Raw genomic sequence first — 18,461 nt, 5'->3', positions numbered from 1 at the left:
GATGCTGCGGTATCGAGCCTCCCGTGCCCTCGCCCTCCCGCCGCGGCGCATGGTCGAGGCCGAGGGCCGGGCCCGCTGTTCGCAGAAGGGGGAGCCGCGAATGGCGGGCCCGTCCGTGCCCCGGCCAGGACGGGCCACCGCGGCTTCGTACACGTGTCCGGCGCGCCGCTGTGGCAACTCGCGCGCAAAACGGCCCAATCGGAGCGATAAAGTGGCTCGTCAACCCACACGTGCCCGATCACTCAGGAGTGCTTACGTGTCCGTAGCCATCGACTCGTCCGACGCCGCTGTCCAGTCCGGCGCCGAGGCCACCGCGGAGCCCGTGCCCGCTCCGGCCGTCGCCCCGGACGGCGCCGTCGCCGTGCCCGCGAACGAGGAGACGGCCGAGCCCGGGGACACCGCGAACATGTGGACCCCGCCGACCACCACCGAGACCCCGGACGCCGCCGCCACGGAAGACACCGCCCCGGCCGCCGAAAGCGCGCAGGACAGCTCGTCCGACAGCTTCTGGACGCCGCCCACCGAGGTCCCCTTCGCGGAGAGCTCCGAGGCCGACGCCGACGCGGAGGCCGACGACGACCCCGCCCCCGGCGACGTACCGGAGGCCATCACCCGCGACGCCCACGAGTTCGGCGTCTACGCCCGCACCGGCGGCTGGGCCTTCGCCCTGAAGGTGGCCCGCAGCGTGCGGCCCGGCGGGCAGGCGTCCGGCGAGTCGTCCAAGGTCTCGGCGCGGAGGTTCGCCGAGCTCGCGGGCTGCTCCGCCGACCGCGTCATGCGCTTCTACAAGGCGTGGGACAGCGCGGCGGACGACGGCCTGGTTCCCCAGTTCGAGGCCCTCACGCCCGGCGCCGACGTCGAACTCCCGGACGCCGACGTATGGTTGTCGTACTACGTGTCCCGCAACAGCGCGACCTCGGTGCGCGGTCAGGCGATCACCGCGGCCGCCGAGTCCGAGGGCATCCGCCCGACGAAGGCCCTGGAGGTCGCCGAGAACCCGACCGCGCTGCGGGCCGCGATCCTCGCCGACCCCGGCACCGCCGAGGCCGCCCGCAAGGCGCTGATGGACCGCCTCGACGAGGACCCGGTGCTGCGCACGGGCATGGCGCGCGACATCGTGCGCACGGACGACCTGAAGAAGGCCGTCGCGGAGGAGACGAAGACCGGCGGCCAGCTCGAGTACGTGCGCAGGATCGCGGAAGAGGGCCAGGTCAAGACCCCGGCGGGCCAGAAGATCGAGGCCTCCCCCGCGCTGCGCGAGGAGGCCGAGCGGCACCTGTCCCTCATCGACGAGCTGGACGAGGACGAGGAGGCGGGCGAGTGGGCCCGCGAGGCGTACGACACCGTGCGCACGCTCGTCGCCGAGACCGTCGAGAAGGACCCCGAGCTGCGGGTGCAGGAGCGGCGCGCGAAGTTCTACAGCAGCCTCCAGAAGGCGACGAAGGCCTTCGAGGAGCTGACGTTCGACGACGTCGACGCCGAGGAGATCGACGACATCGTCGAGGACGACATGCTGCAGCGCCTCGAGGAGCTGCAGTCGGCGATCGCCATGTGCATCACGGCGCTGCAGTCGGCGCAGAAGAAGGACTGACCCGGCTCACGGCCGGACCGATGCCACCGCGGGACTTCCCGCGGTGGCATCGTTGCGTCATGTCACAGACCCCCGGCACCCCGAAGTCCACCGGCCGCCCGGCCCACCAGAACATGACGTTCGACAGCCACGGCAGCACGGCCCACGGCTATCTGGCGCTGCCCGCCTCCGGGCGCGGCCCCGGCGTCCTCGTCATCCAGGAGTGGTGGGGGCTGACCGACCACATCGCCGACATCGCCGACCGCCTCGCCGCGGAGGGCTTCGTGGCGCTCGCCCCCGACCTGTACGGCGGGAACGTGGCGCACGACTCCCAGGAGGCGTTCGCCATGATGCGGGACCTGCCGGTGGAGCGCGGCGTCGAACTCCTGTCGGGGGCGGTCGACTGCCTCCTGGCCCTCCCCCAGGTCACCTCCGACACCGTCGGCGCCGTCGGCTTCTGCATGGGCGGCGGCTTCGTCCTGTACCTGGCCGCCGAGGACGAGCGGGTGAGCGCGGCGGTCCCGTTCTACGGCGTGGTCCAGGGCGCGGTCCCGGACTTCTCCCGCCTGAAGGCGCGGATCCTCGGCCACTACGGCGAGCGCGACGAGGCGATCCCACCGGCCACGCTCAACGGCCTGCGCGCCGCGATCAGGTCCCAGTCAGGGGTGGACCCCGACTTCCGCATGTACCCGGCCGACCACGCCTTCTTCAACGACGGCCGCCCCGAGGTCTACGACGAAATCGCGTCCCGCGAGGCGTGGACGTCAACGATCGACTTCCTGAAGTCGGCTTTCAGGAAGTCCTGAGCCGGACGACCGCAACCGTCCGGCCCACCCAAGGATCACGTCACCAGATCCGCACCCGCTCCGCCGGCTCGACCCACAGCCCGTCCCCGACCACCGTCGAGAACGCCTCATGGAACTCGTCCAGGTTCCGCACGATGTTCGCCCGGAACTCCGGCGGCGAGTGCGGGTCGATGGTGAGGTACTGCTGCTCCTGCTCCTTGCGCCGCTTCGTGCGCCAGCAGTACGCCCAGTTCATGAACAGCCGCTGGGTACCGCTGAGTTCACCGTCGGTCGGCACCGGCTCGTCACCGAGCGCGATCTTGTAGGCGGTGTGCCCGATGGTGAGCCCGCCGAGGTCACCGATGTTCTCGCCGACGGTCAGCGACCCGTTGACGAACTCCCCCGGCAGGTTCCGCGGCGAGAACCCGTCGTACTGCTTGACGAGCGCCTTCGACTTCGCCTCGAAGGCGGCCTTGTCGTCGGCGGTCCACCAGTCGTTGAGGTTCCCCGCGCCGTCGTACTGCGCGCCCTGATCGTCGAAGCCGTGGCCGATCTCGTGGCCGATGACGGCGCCGATGCCGCCGTAGTTCTCCGCGGCGTCGGCGTCCGGCGAGAAGAACGGCTTCTGCAGGATGCCGGCCGGGAAGCAGATCTCGTTCGTGCCCGGGTTGTAGTAGGCGTTCACGGTCTGCGGCAGCATGAACCACTCGTCGCGGTCGACCGGCGCGCCGATCTTCGCCATCTGCCGGTCGTGCTCGAAGGCGTCGGCGGCGTACGCGTTGGCCAGCAGGTCGTCGGGGACGACGGCGAGCCCCGAGTAGTCACGGAACGCGTCCGGGTAGCCGATCTTCGGCCGGAACGTGGCGAGCTTCTCGTACGCCCGCTCCTTCGTCTCGTCCGTCATCCAGTCGAGGCGGGAGATGGACTGGCGGTACGCCTCCAGGAGGTTCGCGACCAGTTCGTCCATGAGCGCCTTGGAGCGCGGCGGGAAGTGCCGGGCCACGTACTCCTTGCCGACGGACTCACCGATGGCGCCCTCGACGAACGCGACGCCGCGCTTCCAGCGGGCGCGCAGCTCCGGCGTCCCGTTCAGCGTGCGTCCGTAGAACTCGAAGTTGACGCGCACGAACGGCGTCGACAGGTACGGCGCGGCGGAGCGCAGCACACGCGCGAGCAGCCAGTCGCGCCACTGCTCGACCGGCACCTCGGTGAGGACCGCGGAGAGGTGGGTGAGGTAGGAGGGCTGGCGCACGCACGACTCGGCGAGGGTCTCGTCCTTGCCGCCGAGCCCGGTGACGTAGCCTCGCCAGTCGAACGCCGGGGCGAGCGCGGTGAGTTCGTCGAAGGTGGTGAGGTTGTACGTCTTCTGTACGTCGCGGGTCTCGGCGCGCTCCCAGTGGCCCTCGGCGAGGCGGGTCTCCAGGGCGAGGACGGTGCGGGCCGCGGCGGCCGGGTCGGTGTGCTCGCCGAGGGTGAACAGCTCGGTCAGGTACGCCTCGTACTTCTCGCGGATCTCGGCGAACTTCTCTTCGCGGTAGTACGACTCGTCGGGCAGGCCGAGGCCGCCCTGGAGGATGTTGAAGAGGTAGCGGTCGGAGTTCCGGTCGTCGCTGTCGATGTAGGCGCCGAACAGGCCGGAGCCGCCCTTGCGCTCGAAACGGCCGAGGAAACCGGCGAGCTGCCGTACGTCACTGAGCCCCGCCACCTCCTCGATCAGCGGCCGCACCGGGTCGAGCCCGCGGGCCTCGACGGCCTCCTCGTCCATGAACGACGCGTACAGGTCGGCGATCTTGCGCGCCTCGTCCGCGTCCAGGCTTGTGGGGCCGCCGGCCGCGATCTCCTGAATGATCTCCTTGACCCGCTGCTCGGCCACGTCCACGAGCTCCACGAAGGGGCCCCAGCTGGAGCGGTCGTCGGGGATGGGCTCGGTCGCCAGCCACTGGCCGTTGACATGCCCGAAGAGGTCGTCCTGCGGTCGGATCGCCGGGTCCATGCCCGGGCGTGCGTCATCCAGAGTGCTCATCGCTGCACCCTACCCAGGTCAGGGCGTATGAACTACGTCAAATGGGGCGCCTTCCGCGCAGCGTGAACAACACCGCCCCGGCCGGCACGGGGCCGACCGGGGCGGTGTGCGTGCCGCGCGGATCAGGCGAGCGAGGCCAGCGCCTCGTTCAGCGTCTGCGACGGGCGCATGACCTTGTCGGCCTTGGCCGAGTCGGGCTGGAAGTAGCCGCCGATGTCGGCCGGGGAGCCCTGGACGGCGATCAGCTCGTCCACGATCTTCTGCTCGTTCGTGGCGAGCTTCTCGGCGAGCGGCGCGAAGGCCTTGGCCAGCTCGGCGTCCTCGGTCTGCTTGGCCAGCTCCTGGGCCCAGTACAGGGCGACGTAGAAGTGGCTGCCGCGGTTGTCGATGCCGCCGAGGCGACGGGTCGGCGACTTGTCCTCGTTGAGGAAGGTGCCGGTGGCGCGGTCCAGCGTCTCGCCGAGGACCTTCGCACGGGCGTTGTCCGTGGTGGTGGCGAGGTGCTCGAAGGAGACGGCCAGGGCGAGGAACTCACCGAGGGAGTCCCAGCGCAGGTAGTTCTCCTTGACGAGCTGCTGGACGTGCTTCGGGGCGGAGCCGCCGGCGCCCGTCTCGAAGAGGCCGCCGCCGTTCATCAGCGGGACGACGGAGAGCATCTTGGCGCTGGTGCCCAGCTCCAGGATCGGGAAGAGGTCGGTCAGGTAGTCGCGCAGCACGTTGCCGGTGACCGAGATGGTGTTCAGGCCCTGGCGGATGCGCTCGACGGAGAGCTTGGTGGCGTCCTCCGGGTTGAGGATCCGGATGTCCAGGCCCTCGGGGCCGAACTCCGGCAGGTACTGCTCGACCTTCTTGATCAGCTGGGCGTCGTGGGCGCGGCCCTCGTCCAGCCAGAAGACGGCCGGGTCGCCGGTGGCGCGGGCGCGCGTGACGGCGAGCTTGACCCAGTCCTTGATCGGGGCGTCCTTGGTCTGGCAGGCGCGGAAGATGTCGCCCTCGGAGACCTGCTGCTCCAGGACGACGTCGCCGGCCTGGTTGACCACGCGGACGGTGCCGGAGTTCTTGATCTCGAAGGTCTTGTCGTGCGAGCCGTACTCCTCGGCCTTCTGCGCCATGAGGCCGACGTTCGGGACGGTGCCCATGGTCGACGGGTCGAAGGCGCCGTTGGCGCGGCAGTCGTCGATGACGGCCTGGTAGACACCGGCGTACGAGGAGTCCGGGATCACCGCGAGGGTGTCCTGCTCCTGGTCGTCCTTGTTCCACATGTGGCCGGACGTGCGGATCATCGCCGGCATGGAGGCGTCGATGATGACGTCGGACGGCACGTGCAGGTTGGTGATGCCGCGGTGCGAGTCGACCATGGCCAGGTCGGGACCGGCGGCCAGCTCGGCGTCGAAGGACGCCTTGATCTCGGCGCCGTTCGCGAGGGTCTCGAGGCCCTTGTAGATGCCGCCGAGGCCGTCGTTCGGGGTCAGACCGGCGGCGGCCAGGTCGGCGCCGAAGCGGGCGAAGGTCTCCGGGAAGAAGGCGCGCACGACGTGGCCGAAGATGATCGGGTCGGAGACCTTCATCATGGTGGCCTTGAGGTGCGCGGAGAACAGCACACCCTCTTCCTTGGCGCGGGCGATCTGCTGGTTAAGGAACTCGCGCAGCGGCGCGACGTGCAGCACGGAGGCGTCGACGACCTCACCGGCGAGGACCGGTACGGACTCGCGCAGCACGGTGGTGGTGCCGTTGTCGGCGACGAGCTCGATCTTCAGCTTGTCGTCGGCCGGGATGACGGTGGACTTCTCGGTCGAGCGGAAGTCGTTCTCACCCATGGTCGCGACGTTCGTCTTCGACTCGGGGGTCCACTTGCCCATGCGGTGCGGGTGGGCCTTGGCGTAGTTCTTCACCGAGGCGGGGGCGCGGCGGTCGGAGTTGCCCTCGCGCAGGACCGGGTTGACGGCGGAGCCCTTGACCTTGTCGTAGCGGGCGCCGACCTCGCGCTCCTCGTCGGTCTTCGGCTCGTCCGGGTAGTCCGGCAGCGCGTATCCGTGCTCGCGCAGCTCTTCGATGGCGGCCTTGAGCTGCGAGACCGAGGCCGAGATGTTCGGCAGCTTGATGATGTTGGCCTGCGGCGTCTTGGCCAGCTCGCCGAGCTCGGCGAGGGCGTCCGGGACGCGCTGCTCCTCGGTCAGGTACTCCGGGAACTGGGCGAGGATGCGCCCGGCCAGGGAGATGTCACGGGTCTCGACGCCGACACCGGCGGTGGACGCGTAGGCCTCGATGACCGGCAGGAAGGAGTACGTCGCGAGGGCCGGGGCCTCGTCTGTGTGCGTGTAAATGATGGTCGAGTCAGTCACCGGGTGCTCCGCTTCCACGTCTTCCACGTCATCTGAAGTCTTGTATCGGATTGCTCGACATCAAGATATCTCCTCCTCGGCCAGGATTCGAAAGGGGTCTGCCCGCCAAGATCGCGGGTGGCGTGGCCGGCGGCTCACCCCGGGACGCAGACGGTGAGCCATTCCGCGTCGCGGGGCCGGTAGCCATGGCGCTCCCGCAGTCCCGTCACGATCGCCGGTATGTGCCCGGCCCCGTAGACGACGGCGACCCGCAGCGGTTCGGTGCGGTGCTCGGCGTTGTGTTTGGCGTTGTGTTTGGCGTGGATCTCGTCGAGCGCGTCGAGCAGCCGTCGGTCGCGGCGGTCCGTCATGGCGTGCGCCACCGGGTCGTCGGCCAGCAGTTCCGCCCGCAGGGTCGTCGGCAGATCGTCGACCGCCAGGTCCTCGTCGAGGAAGGCGCGCGGCCCGCGCAGCGCGAAGACCAGCCCCATCACGGGTGCCGCGAGCAGCATCAGCGGATACGTCCACCGTGACAGGGCCTTCAGGTCCGCGATCGCCTCCGCCGCGCTCACGTCCGCGTGGACCACCGGGATGCCGTCGGGCAGCAGCAGCTCGTCGCTCTGCTCCTGCAGCCCGTTACGGCTCCTGCGCGGGGCGAAGCGGTACGCGAGCGTGAGGGTGCTCGCCGCGGCCGACCTGCCGCGGATGCCCTCCATGACGACGAGGTCGCACGTCCGCAGCCGGAGCCTGACCTGCGCGTAGAACGTCGGCGCCGCGACGTGCAGCATGGGGAAGAGCACGAATTCCAGCGGTGTGCCGCTGCTCCGCATGGTGATCACGGCGGACCGGACGGCGAAACCTGTGACCTCGATGATCTGCATGACGCACCCCAGTGGGTACACGAGGCCGCCGGGGCATCCGGTTCCGACGCTTAAGCCCCTGCGGCGATTGAGCAGCGGGGTCCGGGGCAGTGCCCCGAATCTTTTGCGCCGGTGGGCGGGGCGGGGCCCTATGCGGGGCTCGCCCCGCCCCCGGCCCACCCGAGCAACTCCTCCGCCGACCACGTGGTCACCACCCGCTCCGCAGGAACCCCGCACTGCTCGGCCCGCGCACATCCGAACAGCTGCCAGTCGAGCTGACCGGGGGCGTGGGCGTCGGTGTCGATGGCGAAGAGCGTGCCGGCCGCCACGGCCTTGCGCAGCAGACGGCGCGGCGGGTCGAGCCGTTCGGGCCGGCTGTTGATCTCCACGGCGGTACCGGCCTCCGCACACGCCGCGAACACCTCGTCCGCGTCGAACTGCGACTCCGGCCGCCCCTTGCCGGTGACCAGGCGTCCGGTGCAGTGGCCGAGGATGTCGGCGTGCGGGTTGCCGACGGCGGTGACCAGGCGGCGGGTCATCGCGGTGGCGTCCATCCGCAGCTTGGAGTGGACCGACACGACGACCACGTCCAGGCGCTCCAGCAGTTCGGGTTCCTGGTCGAGCGAGCCGTCGTCGAGGATGTCGCACTCGATGCCGGTCAACAGCCGGAACGGCGCCCAGCTCGCATTCAGCTCCGCCACCACGTCCAACTGCTCCCGCAGCCGCTCCGGCGACAGGCCGCGGGCCACCTTCAGGCGCGGCGAGTGGTCGGTGAGCACCGCCCACTCGTGGCCGAGGTCCCGGGCGGCGCGGCCCATCTCCTCGATGGGGCTGCCGCCGTCCGACCAGTCGGAGTGCAGGTGGCAGTCGCCGCGCAGCAGGGAGCGCAGTTCCACGCCCGCCTCCCCCTCCAGCGGCACCGTGCGGGCGAGCTCCTCCTCGAGGTGCGTGAGGTAGTCGGGGACCTGCCCCGCGGCCGCCTCCCGGATCACGGCGGCGGTCTTGGGGCCGATGCCCTTGAGCGACTCCAGCGAGCCCGCCTCGACGTGCCGCGCGACCTCGGCGTCGCCCAGGCCGGCGATCACCTCCGCGGCGGTCCGGAACGCCCGCACCCGGTAGGTGGGCGCGCCGTCCCGCTCCAGCAGGAACGCGATCCGTTCCAGCGCCCGCACGGGCTCCATCGCCACCTCCGGCCACCTCGGCGTACGCCTCCAGCGTGCCGTACGACCTGGTGGCCGGCATCCGTGGACGCCGCCCAGGTGGCCGGGCAGACCTCAGAGGCGCTTGTCGATGGCCTGCTGGGCCTGCGCGGGCAGCGCGCGCACGTGGTCGGCGGTATCCCGCACGCTCTTGGCCGCCCCACTGGTCGCACCCCGGACAGTGCCGGCGGCATCGCGCGTCGCGCCGCGGGCCCGGTAGGCGGCCGACGGCTTGCCGTGGGTGTCGGCCGCCGTGATGAGCAGGCCGCCCATCAGGGACAGGTTCTTCAGGAACTGGGTGCGCTGCTGGGCACGTTGTTCGGAATCTTCCTCCTTCCACCAGGCGTGACCGGCCAGTGTCGTCGGCACGAGCGTCCCGGCGAGCGCCAGCGCGGCAAGCCGCGGGACCACCCCGGCGGCGAGCAGCAGCCCGGCCCCGATGTGCACGGCGCCGTTGATCCGGACCAGTTGCTCGGGGTTCTCCGGCAGCCGTGGTACGCGGGAGGCCACGGGAACGGCCACCGGTTCCGCGGCGGGCGCCACGCGCTCAGGGGCACGGACGGTGGACAGCCCACCGGCCACGAACGCGGAGGCGAGCATCGGACGTGCGCATTTCCTCAGTACAGCCATACATCGCCGCGTTCCCCGAGTCCGCGCACTCAGTCCGGGACCGCGCGGATGCGCCGCACACCGCGTACGACGTCCTACGGACGCCGTCCGGCACGGCGGCCGACGGCGTACGAAGCGGCACCGACGGCTGTGACCCCGGCCCCGACGCCCATGGCCAGCATCTTCCGGTGAGCCAGGGCGGTCCAGGCCGTCCGGGCCGCGGTGGTGACCTGCCCGGTCGCCTGCTGCGCGACCGCGGCCGCCTCACCGACCTTGGCCCCGGTCTTCTCAGCGGCGTCGCTCACGGGCGCCGTCGCCTTGTCGGCGCTGTCACGCGCCCGGGAAGCGGTCGTCCGCTTCATGGTCTCGTTCTGCTGATCCGTTCCCTTGCTCGGTTCACTCATGGCATCCGGGTTAGCCACTGGCGGTCATCACAAACCCGAACCGTTCCCCCAACTCGTCGTTTTCGGACCGGACTTCCGTGTCGGACGGCCACAGTCGGCCCCGAAAGTATGGTGTCCCACCACATGTGCCGCTGACCTGCGTGTTCCTACCTTGTGCCAGCAGATACACGTCCCCATCAACGCCTGGAAGTGGTGCACATGGCCTCCGCAGCAACCGCTCCACCAACGCCCGGAAACCTCAAGCGCATTGTCGCGGCGAGTCTCATAGGCACCACGATCGAGTGGTACGACTTCTTCCTCTACGGCAGCGCCGCGGCGCTGGTGTTCAACAAGCTCTTCTTCCCCGACTCCGATCCCCTGGTCGGCACCCTCCTCTCCTTCCTCACCTACGCCGTCGGCTTCGCCGCCCGCCCGCTGGGCGCGCTCGTCTTCGGGCACTACGGCGACCGGCTCGGCCGCAAGAAGCTCCTGGTGGTGAGCCTGCTCATGATGGGCGGCGCCACCTTCGCCATCGGCCTGCTCCCGACCCACGCGACCATCGGCACCGCCGCCCCCGTGCTGCTCACCGTGCTCCGCCTCGTCCAGGGCTTCGCCCTCGGCGGCGAGTGGGGCGGCGCGGTGCTCCTCGTGTCCGAGCACGGTGACGCCCGGCGCCGCGGCTTCTGGGCATCCTGGCCGCAGACCGGCGCCCCCGCGGGACAGCTCCTGGCGACCGGCGTGCTCTCGGCCCTGACCGCCCTGATCTCGGATGCCGCGTTCACCGACTGGGGCTGGCGGATCCCGTTCCTCCTCTCCGGCGTGCTCGTGCTCGTGGGTCTGTGGATACGTCTGTCCGTCGATGAATCCCCCGTCTTCAAGGAGGCGTTGGCCCGCGCCGACGCCCGCAAGGCGGCCGCCGACACCGTGGAGAAGCTGCCGCTGGTCGCGGTCCTGCGGCACCACTGGCGCGATGTCCTGGTCGCCATCGGCGCCCGCATGGCCGAGAACATCAGCTACTACGTCATCACCGCCTTCATCCTCGTGTACGCCACCACGTCGGCCGGTGTCTCGAAGCAGACCGCGCTGAACGCCGTGCTCATCGCGTCCGCCGTGCACTTCGCCGTGATCCCCGCCTGGGGCGCCCTCTCCGACCGGATCGGCCGCAGGCCCGTGTATCTGCTGGGCGCGGCCGGCGTCGGCCTGTGGATGTTCCCGTTCTTCTCCCTCATCGACTCCGCGAGCTTCGGTGGCCTGCTCCTCGCCGTGACCGTCGGCCTGGTCCTGCACGGCGCCATGTACGCCCCGCAGGCCGCGTTCTTCTCCGAGATGTTCGCGACGCGGATGCGCTACTCCGGGGCGTCCATCGGCGCGCAGTTCGCCTCGGTGGCGGCGGGCGCGCCCGCACCGCTCATCGCGACGGCGCTGCTGTCCGAGTACGACTCCTCGACGCCGATCTCCCTGTACGTCATCGCGGCCGCGCTCCTCACCCTGATCGCCGTCGGCGTGGCGAAGGAGACCCGGCACCGCGACCTGGCCGACATCGGCGCCGGGCACGGCGCGCACACCGGCAGTGCGGCCGACAACGACCGGCGTGCCAAGGTCCACCGCGTCTGACCAGGACTTCTGACCCGGGCTTCTGACCGGAGCTTCTGGCCGGGTTTTCTGCCTACCTGACCCCGTCCGCCCCCGCGGACGGGGTCAGGCTATGTCCGGGGCCGCCAACCGGTGCAGCCGCAGCGCCAGTTGGATCTCCAGTGCGCGCTCCGGTGTCTGCCAGTCCTCGCCGAGGAGCCGGCCGACCCGCTCAAGGCGCTGCGCGACCGTGTTCACGTGCACATGCAGCGCGTCCTTCGTACGGGCCGGGCTCATGCCGGACGCGAAGTAGGCGTCGAGGGTGCGGAGCAGGTCGGTACCCCTGCGCTCGTCGTACGTGACGACCTCGCCGATGGTGCGGGTGACGAATCCCCCGACGTCCCTGCTGTCGGCGAGCAGCAGCCCGAGGAACCCGAAGTCCTCGGCCGCGGCTCCCTGCCCGGACCTGCCGAGCAGCCGCAGCGCGTCGAGGCAGCGCTGCGCCTCCACGTACGCGGCGGCGGCTCTCTCGGTCCGCCCCGCCAGGCCGGCGACGGGGGCCGACGCGCCCACGGTGACGCTCTCGTGGATCGCCTCGGCCAGCCGGCCCGCGACGTGCGACGCCAGCTGCGAGGCGTCGGTGGTGTCCGCCGGGAGCAGCAGGACGGTGCCGCCGTCCCGCGCGGCGGCCAGGCCGTGCCGGGTGGCCGCGAGGTGGTTGGCCGCGGACCACAAGCGGCGGCGCGCGGCCGCCTCCCGCTCGGCGTCACCGGTGCTCTCCAGGCGGGCGGCGAGCACCACATGGGTCGCGTCGAGGTCGGCGTGCAGCCGCTCCGCTCGCTCGCGCAGCAGCCGGGGGTCCCGGTCGCGCCCGTCGAGCAGGTCGTCGAGGAGCTCGCCGCGCACCCGCTGTTCGGCCTCGGCCGCGGAGCGCCGGGCGAGCAGCAGCAGCGAGGTGACCATGGCGGCGCGCTCCAGGGTCCGCTGGTCGACCGGGTCGAGTCCCGGGTGACCGCGCAGCACGAGGGCGCCGAGCAGCTCGCCGCCGGCGGCGACGGCCGCGACCCAGTCGTCCCGGTGCCGCACCGCGTGCCCGTCGGCCCGGGAGGCTTCGAGGGCGTGGCCGGGCGCCGCCTCCGGATCGGTGAACTCCACGGCGCCGTCCAGGACTTGGGAGACGGCCGCCGCCACGTCGTGCACTCCGCCGCCGCGCAGCACCAGCTCGGCGAGTCTGTCGTGCACGTCGGACGCGCGCTCGATGACGCCGCTGCGGTCGCGGATGATCTCGTTGGCGCGCTCCAGCTCGTTCAGCGCCTGCCGTGTCTCCGTGAGCAGGTTCGCGGTGTCGATGGCGGCCGCGGCGAGCGCCGCGAAGGAGCCGAGGAGCGCGATCTCCTCGCGCTCGAAGACCCGCGCGCGGCGGTCGGAGGCGAACAGCACGCCGATCACCTGCGCGCCCAGCATGAGCGGTACGCCGAGGATGGCGACGAGCCCCTCGTCCCCGACGCCCGCGTCGATGCTGCGGGTGTGCTGGAAGCGCACGTCGTGCCCGTAGTCGTCGGTGACGTACGGTCGCGCGGTCTGCGCGACGAGGCCGCCGAGGCCCTCCCCCATGCCGAGGCGCAACTGCTGGAAGCGCGCCGCGACCGAGCCCTCGGTGACCCGCATGTAGGTGTCGCCCCTGGCCGGGTCGTTCAGCGTCAGATAGGCGACGTCGGTGCCGAGCAGCGAGCGGGCCCGCTGGACGATGGCCTGCAGCACCGCGTCCAGGTCGCGCAGGCCCGCGAGGTCGTGCGCGGTCTCGAACAGCGCGGACAGCTCCGCCTCGCGGCGCCGCCTGCCCTCCATCTCCGCGCGCACCCGCAGCGCGAGCGCCTTGGCCGCCTCGAGTGCCGCTATCCGCTCAGGCGCCGCGCCCTCCGCCCGGGCGAGCAGCACCGGCTGTTCGTAGGCATCGGCGGAGGCGCCCCTGGCGAGCAGTTCCAGGAACGGGGCCTGTGGGTCCTCGGTGGTCACCGGGCCGGAGGCGCTGGCTGAGTGCGGTTGGTGGCGCGACATGCGGACAAGGATTACCCGTCGAGCGGTGGGGCCTGCCAGCCCTGTGGACAACTCGGGTCGTCACGGAATCGTGGTCACCCGGCCGAGGGACCGCGTTCCGTGCGAAACCACCCGGAAACCGGCGAATGCCCGGGCGGGTTCAGTGGGCGGACCAGCCGCCGTCGAGCACGAGGGACGTGCCGGTCATGAACGAGGCCTGCGGCGTGCACAGGTACGCGACGGCCTCGGCGACCTCGGACGGTTCGATGAGCCGCTTGATCGCGCTGTCCTGCAGCATCACCTCGCCGAGCACCCGCTCCTCGGGGATGCCGTGCGCGGCGGCCTGGTCGGCGACCTGGCGCTCGACGAGCGGCGTGCGCACATAGCCGGGGTTCACACAGTTCGACGTGACGCCGTGCGCCGCCCCTTCCAGCGCGGCCGTCTTCGACAGCCCCTCGAGCCCGTGCTTCGCGGCCACGTACGCGGACTTGTACGCGGAGGCCCGCAGCCCGTGCACCGACGACACGTTCACGACGCGGCCCCAGCCCTGCCCGTACATGTGCGGCAGCGCGCCGCGCAGCAGCCGGAACGGGGCCTCCAGCATCACGGTGAGCACGGTGTGGAAGACCTCGGGCGGGAACTCCTCGATGGGCCGGACCAGTTGGATGCCGGCGTTGTTCACGAGGACGTCGGTGCCCGCCGCCGCTTCCTCCGCGGCGTCGAGGTCGGTCAAGTCCAGGACGTACGGCTCCACGCCGTCGGCCTCGTCGGCCAGCGCCTCGAGCCCTGCCGCGTCCCGGTCCACCGCTCTCACCTTGGCGCCCGCCGCGGCGAGGCGCAGGGCGCAGGCCCGGCCGATGCCACTGGCGGCGCCGGTGACGAGTGCGGTGCGGCCGCCGAGTTCGAGCTCGGGGGCGGCGGGTGCGATCAGCGGGGTGCGCGGCGTCATGCCTCGCACCCTAGGCAGCTGATCGGCGCCGCCCGATGTGGGCAGCACCCATACTTCAGCGCTCAGCCATGGTCTCGAACCATGTGGGTGCCTCCGACTGGGCCTGCTTGATCCGGAACAGCGAGAACTCCTCGAGCGGCGGCAGCGCGTCCAGGTCGAACCAGGCGACGTCCAGCGACTCGTCGTCGTTGACGCGCGCCTCGCCGCCGGTGGCCCGGCAGCGGAAGGACGTGTCCATGAACTGGCACTGGTCGCCGTTGGGATACGTGATCGGCTGAAGGGCCTGCACCAGCACGACGCGCTCGACGACACACTCGATGCCGGTCTCCTCGAACACCTCGCGCACGGCGACGTCCGCGGGCTGCTCTCCGGGCTCCGGGATTCCGCCGATGATCGACCACATTCCGGTGTCCGCGCGCCGCCCGAGCAGCACCCGGCCGTCGTCGTCGAAGACGATGGCACTGACCCCCGGCAGAAGCAGCAGCTGGTGGCCGGCGGTGGCCCGGATCGTACGGATGAATTCAGGAGTCGCCATGCCGACGAGCGTACCTGTACGCCCCAACGAACCGGCAGGCCACAGGCCCCGTCAGGCGTCCGAGCGACGCCCCGCGCGGGTCCGCGCGAACGCCCAGCCGAGACCCCCGACGCCGATCGCGACGAGCAGCGCCTCGGGCCACGCGCCCGCGCGCGTGGCGAGCGTCTGCGACGTGCGCTTCGGGACGTCGGCGAGCAGCGTGGCGGGCTCGAACATGCCGGTGCGCTGCGCGATCGAGCCGTCGGCGCGGATCACGGCGCTGACCCCGCTGGTGACCGGGACCATCACGGCCCGGCCGTGCTCGACGGCCCGCACCCGGTCCATGGCGAGCTGCTGGTACGTCATCTGGCTGCGCTCGAACGTCGCGTTGTTGCTCGGCACGGACAGGATCTGCGCGCCCTCGCGGACCTGGTCACGCACCGTGTCGTCGAACGCGGCCTCGTAGCAGGTGACGTTGCCGATCTTGGTGCCCGCCATGTCGAAGACGACGGGCTTCTTGCCGGGCACGAAATTGCCCGCCCGGTCGACGTCCTTGCTGAAGATCCGGAAGAAGCCGCGGTACGGCATGTACTCGCCGAACGGCTGCAGGTGCCGCTTGTCGTAGACGGCCCCCGGGCCCGTCTTGGGGTCCCACTGGATGAGCCGGTTGCGGGGCGTGCCGTCCTCGGCCGTCACCACGGCACCCACCGAGATCGGCACCCCCACGGCCTGCGCGGCCTTGGTGATCTCGTCGTAGGCGTCCTGGTTGACGTACGGGTCGATGTCCGAGGAGTTCTCCGGCCACAGCACGAGGTCGGGTCGCTCGACCTGCCCCGACTTGATCTTCGCGGCGAGCTTCATGGTCTCGCGCACGTGGTAGTCGAGAACGGCGCGACGCTGGGCGTTGAAGTCGAGGCCCATGCGCGGAACGTTGCCCTGGATGAGCGCCACGCGCGCGGTGCCCGCCTCGGCGCCGGTCGCCACGAGGGGCATCGCGAGCGCTCCGGCGACGACCGGGGCGATGGTGAACGCGGCGGCGGTGGCGGCCCCCTTGTCCTTGACGAGGCCCTTCAGGAAGGACGGCTTCCCCACCGGCGACGCATCCTCGGACGGCGCCCCGCGCACCTTCCTGACCCGCAGGACCAGGGCCCCGAGCCCGAAGCCGCACAGGACCACGCCGAAGCCGAGCAGCGGGGTGCCGCCCAGCGAGGCGAGCGGCAGGAACACCCCGCTGGGCTGTCCGAACGCGACCTTCCCCCAGGGGAAGCCACCGAACGGGGCACGCGCGCGCAGCGCCTCGGACGCGATCCAGACGCCGCCGGCCCACAGCGGCCACAGCGGAAGCCGCGACACGTAGGCGATGCCCAGGCCCGCGAGCGACACAAGGAGTGCCTCCGCGGCGGCGAGCGCCAGCCATGGCAGCGGACCGACGTCGACGCCGGTCCAGGAGAGCAGCGGCACCAAGTAGGCGAGCCCGAAGGCCAGGCCGAGTCCGAAGCCCGCTCTCAGCCGCCGCCCGTACACGGCCACACCGAACAGCGCGAAGGAGATCGGCGCGAGCCACGGGAGCTCGCGCGGCGGAAAGCTCACGTACAGGAGCAGCCCGGCGATCACCGCGAGCGCGAGCGGCACGAACCGTCGCAGGCGGGAGCCGACCCTCGACAGCGCCGACTGCTCTTCGGGCTCGTCAGACGGGGCTACGGGAGGTGCGGTGGCGGTCACCCGGGGAGTGTACGGCGCGGCGCTGTCAGCCCGACATGCCGGTCGGCACGCCCCAGGCCCGCCTTGAGGCGCATCGTTCCTGCGCAACACCGGGCCGCCGCGGCCAACCAGCGGTTACCGTGTGGCCCGGTTCCCTACAGCGCGGCCGCGTCCGGCCTCGCGTCCGGGACCCGGCGACGTCGGGGGGCGACGGGTGGGTACGACGGGGTGGTCGGCGGATGCGGGGACGGACGGTGCGCTGCGCGAGCACCGCGGCGCCTCGGACGCGATGGGGGTCGCGGTTCTCGGATGTTGTGCCGCGTGGTCGCTGATCAGCGCGACCGCGCGGGCGGGCAGACCGGAAGGGGCGCTCCTCGCGGTGTTCGCCGTGATCGCGGGGTACGCGTGCGGGCGCATCGGTGGGGCGCTGGTCCCGGTCGGCGCGTCCTGTGCGGTGGGGCTCGGTGGCCTGTGCCTCGCGCTCACCGACCCGTACGCGGCTCCCGCACCGGATGTCGTGACGCCGCTCGGCCGGGTCGGTGCGACCGCGGCGCTGCTCGCCCTGTCGGCGGGAGCGCTGTGCTGCGCCGCCTGGGCGGCGCGGCAGCGGGCGCTGCGGTCCGTGCTGCACGTCCTGGCGGTGGGCAGCGTGGCGGTGGCGGCCGTCGTCGACTCGCCGGCCGGGGTCACGGTGTGCGCGGGTGTCGTCCTGTGCTCGCTCGCCGCGGCCCGGCTGCGCAACCGGGCGCTCGGTCTGGCGGGCCTCGGCCTCGCCACGGCGGTGGTGGCCGGCCTCGGTGTGGCGCTCGCCAAGGGCGCGCTGCCGGCCGGCCCGACGGACTCCCTGGAGACCTGGCTCTCGCCCCGGCGGATCCTGCTGTGGCGCGACGCCGTGCATCTCGCCGAGGCGCATCCCGTCCTGGGCACGGGACCGGGGCGCTTCGAGGACCTCAGCCCGACGCTCGCGCAGTCCCCGCTCTCCGACGGCAAGCCTCACTCAGCCGTCCTCCAGGTGGCGGCCGAACAGGGGCTCGTCGGCGTGCTGCTGCTCGCGGCGGCCTACTGCTGGCTGCTGTACGTCCTGTGGCGCTCCGCGCGGTCGACGCAGGTCGTGCTGGCGGCGGGCGCCGCCCTGACCGCGGTGGCCGCGATGGCGACGGTCGGCAACGCGCTCAGTTTCACGACGGTGACCGTGGGCGTGGGGCTGCTCGCCGGGATCGCCACGGCGGAACCCCTCACGGACGGGCCGCCCGACGACGACGCGGCCGCCCCGGAGCTGCTCCGGGACGGCCGCGACTGAGTGTGTCGGTCGGGGGCGGGCTCAGAGGGCCCCGCCCGCGGCGGTGGGGTTCAGACGGTCGCGGATGTGCCGCACCGCGCTCTCCGCGTCGTCCACGGTCACCGTGAACCTGCGGCCGTCGCCGAGGCGCAGCACCACGCCCTCACCGCGCCGCACCACGACGGCCGTGCCGATCTCCGGGCGCCAGCGGTAGCCCCAGCCGCCCCACTGCCGGGGCGTGACGCGGGGCGCGAAGTCGGCCTCGACCACATGGGCGAGCGGGATACGGCGGCGCGGCAGGCCGACGTGGCCGCAGCGCACTTCGAGGTGGTCCTTGTCGACCTTCACCGCTACGTGGAGGAAGGCGAGGGTGCCGAACAGGATGAGCAGGCCCACGGCGATCAGGCCGACCACGGACATGGCCAGGGCGAGTATCCCGGTGGCCCAGGAGTTGTCCACGGCCAGCTCGATGCCCAGGGCAAGGCAGGCGAGCCCGCCGCAGGCAAGGAACCACTGCACGCGGTTGTGCGCGCGGCCGGTCCAGATGTCGCTCGCGGGGGCGGAAGATCGTCGCCCTGAGTGCTCGTCGGGGGCGTGTTCCCTCATGCAATCGAGACTACTCAAGTTCCGCGGGTCCGGCACCGGCTTGCGCAGCCCTG

At 71.8% G+C, this 18,461-nt stretch carries 15 protein-coding genes; 4 read left to right on the top strand and 11 right to left on the bottom strand.

The genetic code is table 11. From position 1 onward, the window contains the following. Positions 1-256 precede the first annotated feature (256 nt). Both ACFV9W_RS25745 and ACFV9W_RS25740 read left to right on the top strand, forming a co-directional pair. Complete coding sequence (locus ACFV9W_RS25745; protein ID WP_385764873.1) at positions 257-1,591, top strand: hypothetical protein; 1,335 nt, start codon at positions 257-259, stop codon at positions 1,589-1,591. A gap of 59 nt (positions 1,592-1,650) precedes the next feature. Further along, a complete protein-coding gene (locus tag ACFV9W_RS25740; protein WP_385764871.1) occupies positions 1,651-2,376 on the top strand; it encodes a dienelactone hydrolase family protein in 726 nt (241 codons plus the stop codon). 40 nt (positions 2,377-2,416) lie between these two features. Here ACFV9W_RS25740 and ACFV9W_RS25735 read toward each other — a convergent pair whose 3' ends face one another. The 6 genes from ACFV9W_RS25735 to ACFV9W_RS25710 all read right to left on the bottom strand — a co-directional run bounded on the left by ACFV9W_RS25735 (position 2,417) and on the right by ACFV9W_RS25710 (position 9,771). Further along, entirely contained in the window at positions 2,417-4,378 is a 1,962-nt protein-coding gene (locus ACFV9W_RS25735) for a M13 family metallopeptidase (protein WP_385764869.1), read from the bottom strand. A 122-nt stretch (positions 4,379-4,500) separates the two neighbouring features. Continuing rightward, on the bottom strand, positions 4,501-6,720 hold the full coding sequence (locus ACFV9W_RS25730; protein WP_385764867.1) for an NADP-dependent isocitrate dehydrogenase: 2,220 nt from the start codon (positions 6,718-6,720) through the stop codon (positions 4,501-4,503). Between the two features lie 134 nt (positions 6,721-6,854). Continuing rightward, positions 6,855-7,580 (bottom strand): hypothetical protein, encoded by a 726-nt coding sequence (locus ACFV9W_RS25725; protein WP_385764865.1) that lies wholly within the window; start codon positions 7,578-7,580, stop codon positions 6,855-6,857. Between the two features lie 128 nt (positions 7,581-7,708). Continuing rightward, the gene (locus tag ACFV9W_RS25720; RefSeq protein WP_385764926.1) at positions 7,709-8,740 is read right to left on the bottom strand and encodes a PHP domain-containing protein; all 1,032 of its coding nucleotides are present in this window, start codon (positions 8,738-8,740) and stop codon (positions 7,709-7,711) included. Between the two features lie 93 nt (positions 8,741-8,833). Continuing rightward, positions 8,834-9,388, bottom strand: coding sequence for a DoxX family protein (locus tag ACFV9W_RS25715; RefSeq protein ID WP_385764863.1), 555 nt, complete (start codon positions 9,386-9,388; stop codon positions 8,834-8,836). Positions 9,389-9,462: 74 nt separating this feature from the next. Then, entirely contained in the window at positions 9,463-9,771 is a 309-nt protein-coding gene (locus ACFV9W_RS25710; RefSeq protein ID WP_385764861.1) for a hypothetical protein, read from the bottom strand. 198 nt (positions 9,772-9,969) lie between these two features. Here ACFV9W_RS25710 and ACFV9W_RS25705 point away from each other — a divergent pair, with 198 nt between their 5' ends. Beyond that, positions 9,970-11,364: an MFS transporter gene (locus ACFV9W_RS25705; protein WP_385764859.1), complete on the top strand. Its 1,395-nt coding sequence runs from the start codon at positions 9,970-9,972 to the stop codon at positions 11,362-11,364. 84 nt (positions 11,365-11,448) lie between these two features. Here ACFV9W_RS25705 and ACFV9W_RS25700 read toward each other — a convergent pair whose 3' ends face one another. The 4 genes from ACFV9W_RS25700 to lnt all read right to left on the bottom strand — a co-directional run bounded on the left by ACFV9W_RS25700 (position 11,449) and on the right by lnt (position 16,544). Further along, positions 11,449-13,380 carry a helix-turn-helix domain-containing protein gene (locus tag ACFV9W_RS25700; protein WP_385764857.1) on the bottom strand — a complete coding sequence of 644 codons (1,932 nt, stop codon included), beginning with the start codon at positions 13,378-13,380 and terminating at the stop codon, positions 11,449-11,451. Positions 13,381-13,519: 139 nt separating this feature from the next. Next, positions 13,520-14,308 carry a 3-hydroxybutyrate dehydrogenase gene (locus tag ACFV9W_RS25695; RefSeq protein ID WP_385764855.1) on the bottom strand — a complete coding sequence of 263 codons (789 nt, stop codon included), beginning with the start codon at positions 14,306-14,308 and terminating at the stop codon, positions 13,520-13,522. 55 nt (positions 14,309-14,363) lie between these two features. Continuing rightward, on the bottom strand, positions 14,364-14,843 hold the full coding sequence (locus tag ACFV9W_RS25690) for an NUDIX domain-containing protein (RefSeq protein WP_385764854.1): 480 nt from the start codon (positions 14,841-14,843) through the stop codon (positions 14,364-14,366). Between the two features lie 51 nt (positions 14,844-14,894). Next, positions 14,895-16,544 carry an apolipoprotein N-acyltransferase gene (lnt, locus tag ACFV9W_RS25685; protein ID WP_385764852.1) on the bottom strand — a complete coding sequence of 550 codons (1,650 nt, stop codon included), beginning with the start codon at positions 16,542-16,544 and terminating at the stop codon, positions 14,895-14,897. Positions 16,545-16,737: 193 nt separating this feature from the next. Between lnt and ACFV9W_RS25680 the strand changes: the two genes are divergently transcribed. Next, positions 16,738-17,823, top strand: coding sequence for an O-antigen ligase family protein (locus ACFV9W_RS25680; protein ID WP_385764850.1), 1,086 nt, complete (start codon positions 16,738-16,740; stop codon positions 17,821-17,823). A gap of 21 nt (positions 17,824-17,844) precedes the next feature. Here ACFV9W_RS25680 and ACFV9W_RS25675 read toward each other — a convergent pair whose 3' ends face one another. Next, the gene (locus tag ACFV9W_RS25675; RefSeq protein WP_385764849.1) at positions 17,845-18,408 is read right to left on the bottom strand and encodes a hypothetical protein; all 564 of its coding nucleotides are present in this window, start codon (positions 18,406-18,408) and stop codon (positions 17,845-17,847) included. Positions 18,409-18,461 lie beyond the last annotated feature (53 nt).

The organism is Streptomyces sp. NPDC059897, assembly GCF_042730865.1.
Taxonomy (GTDB): Bacteria; Actinomycetota; Actinomycetes; order Streptomycetales; family Streptomycetaceae; genus Streptomyces.
This window is presented reverse-complemented; position numbering and strand designations above follow the sequence as displayed.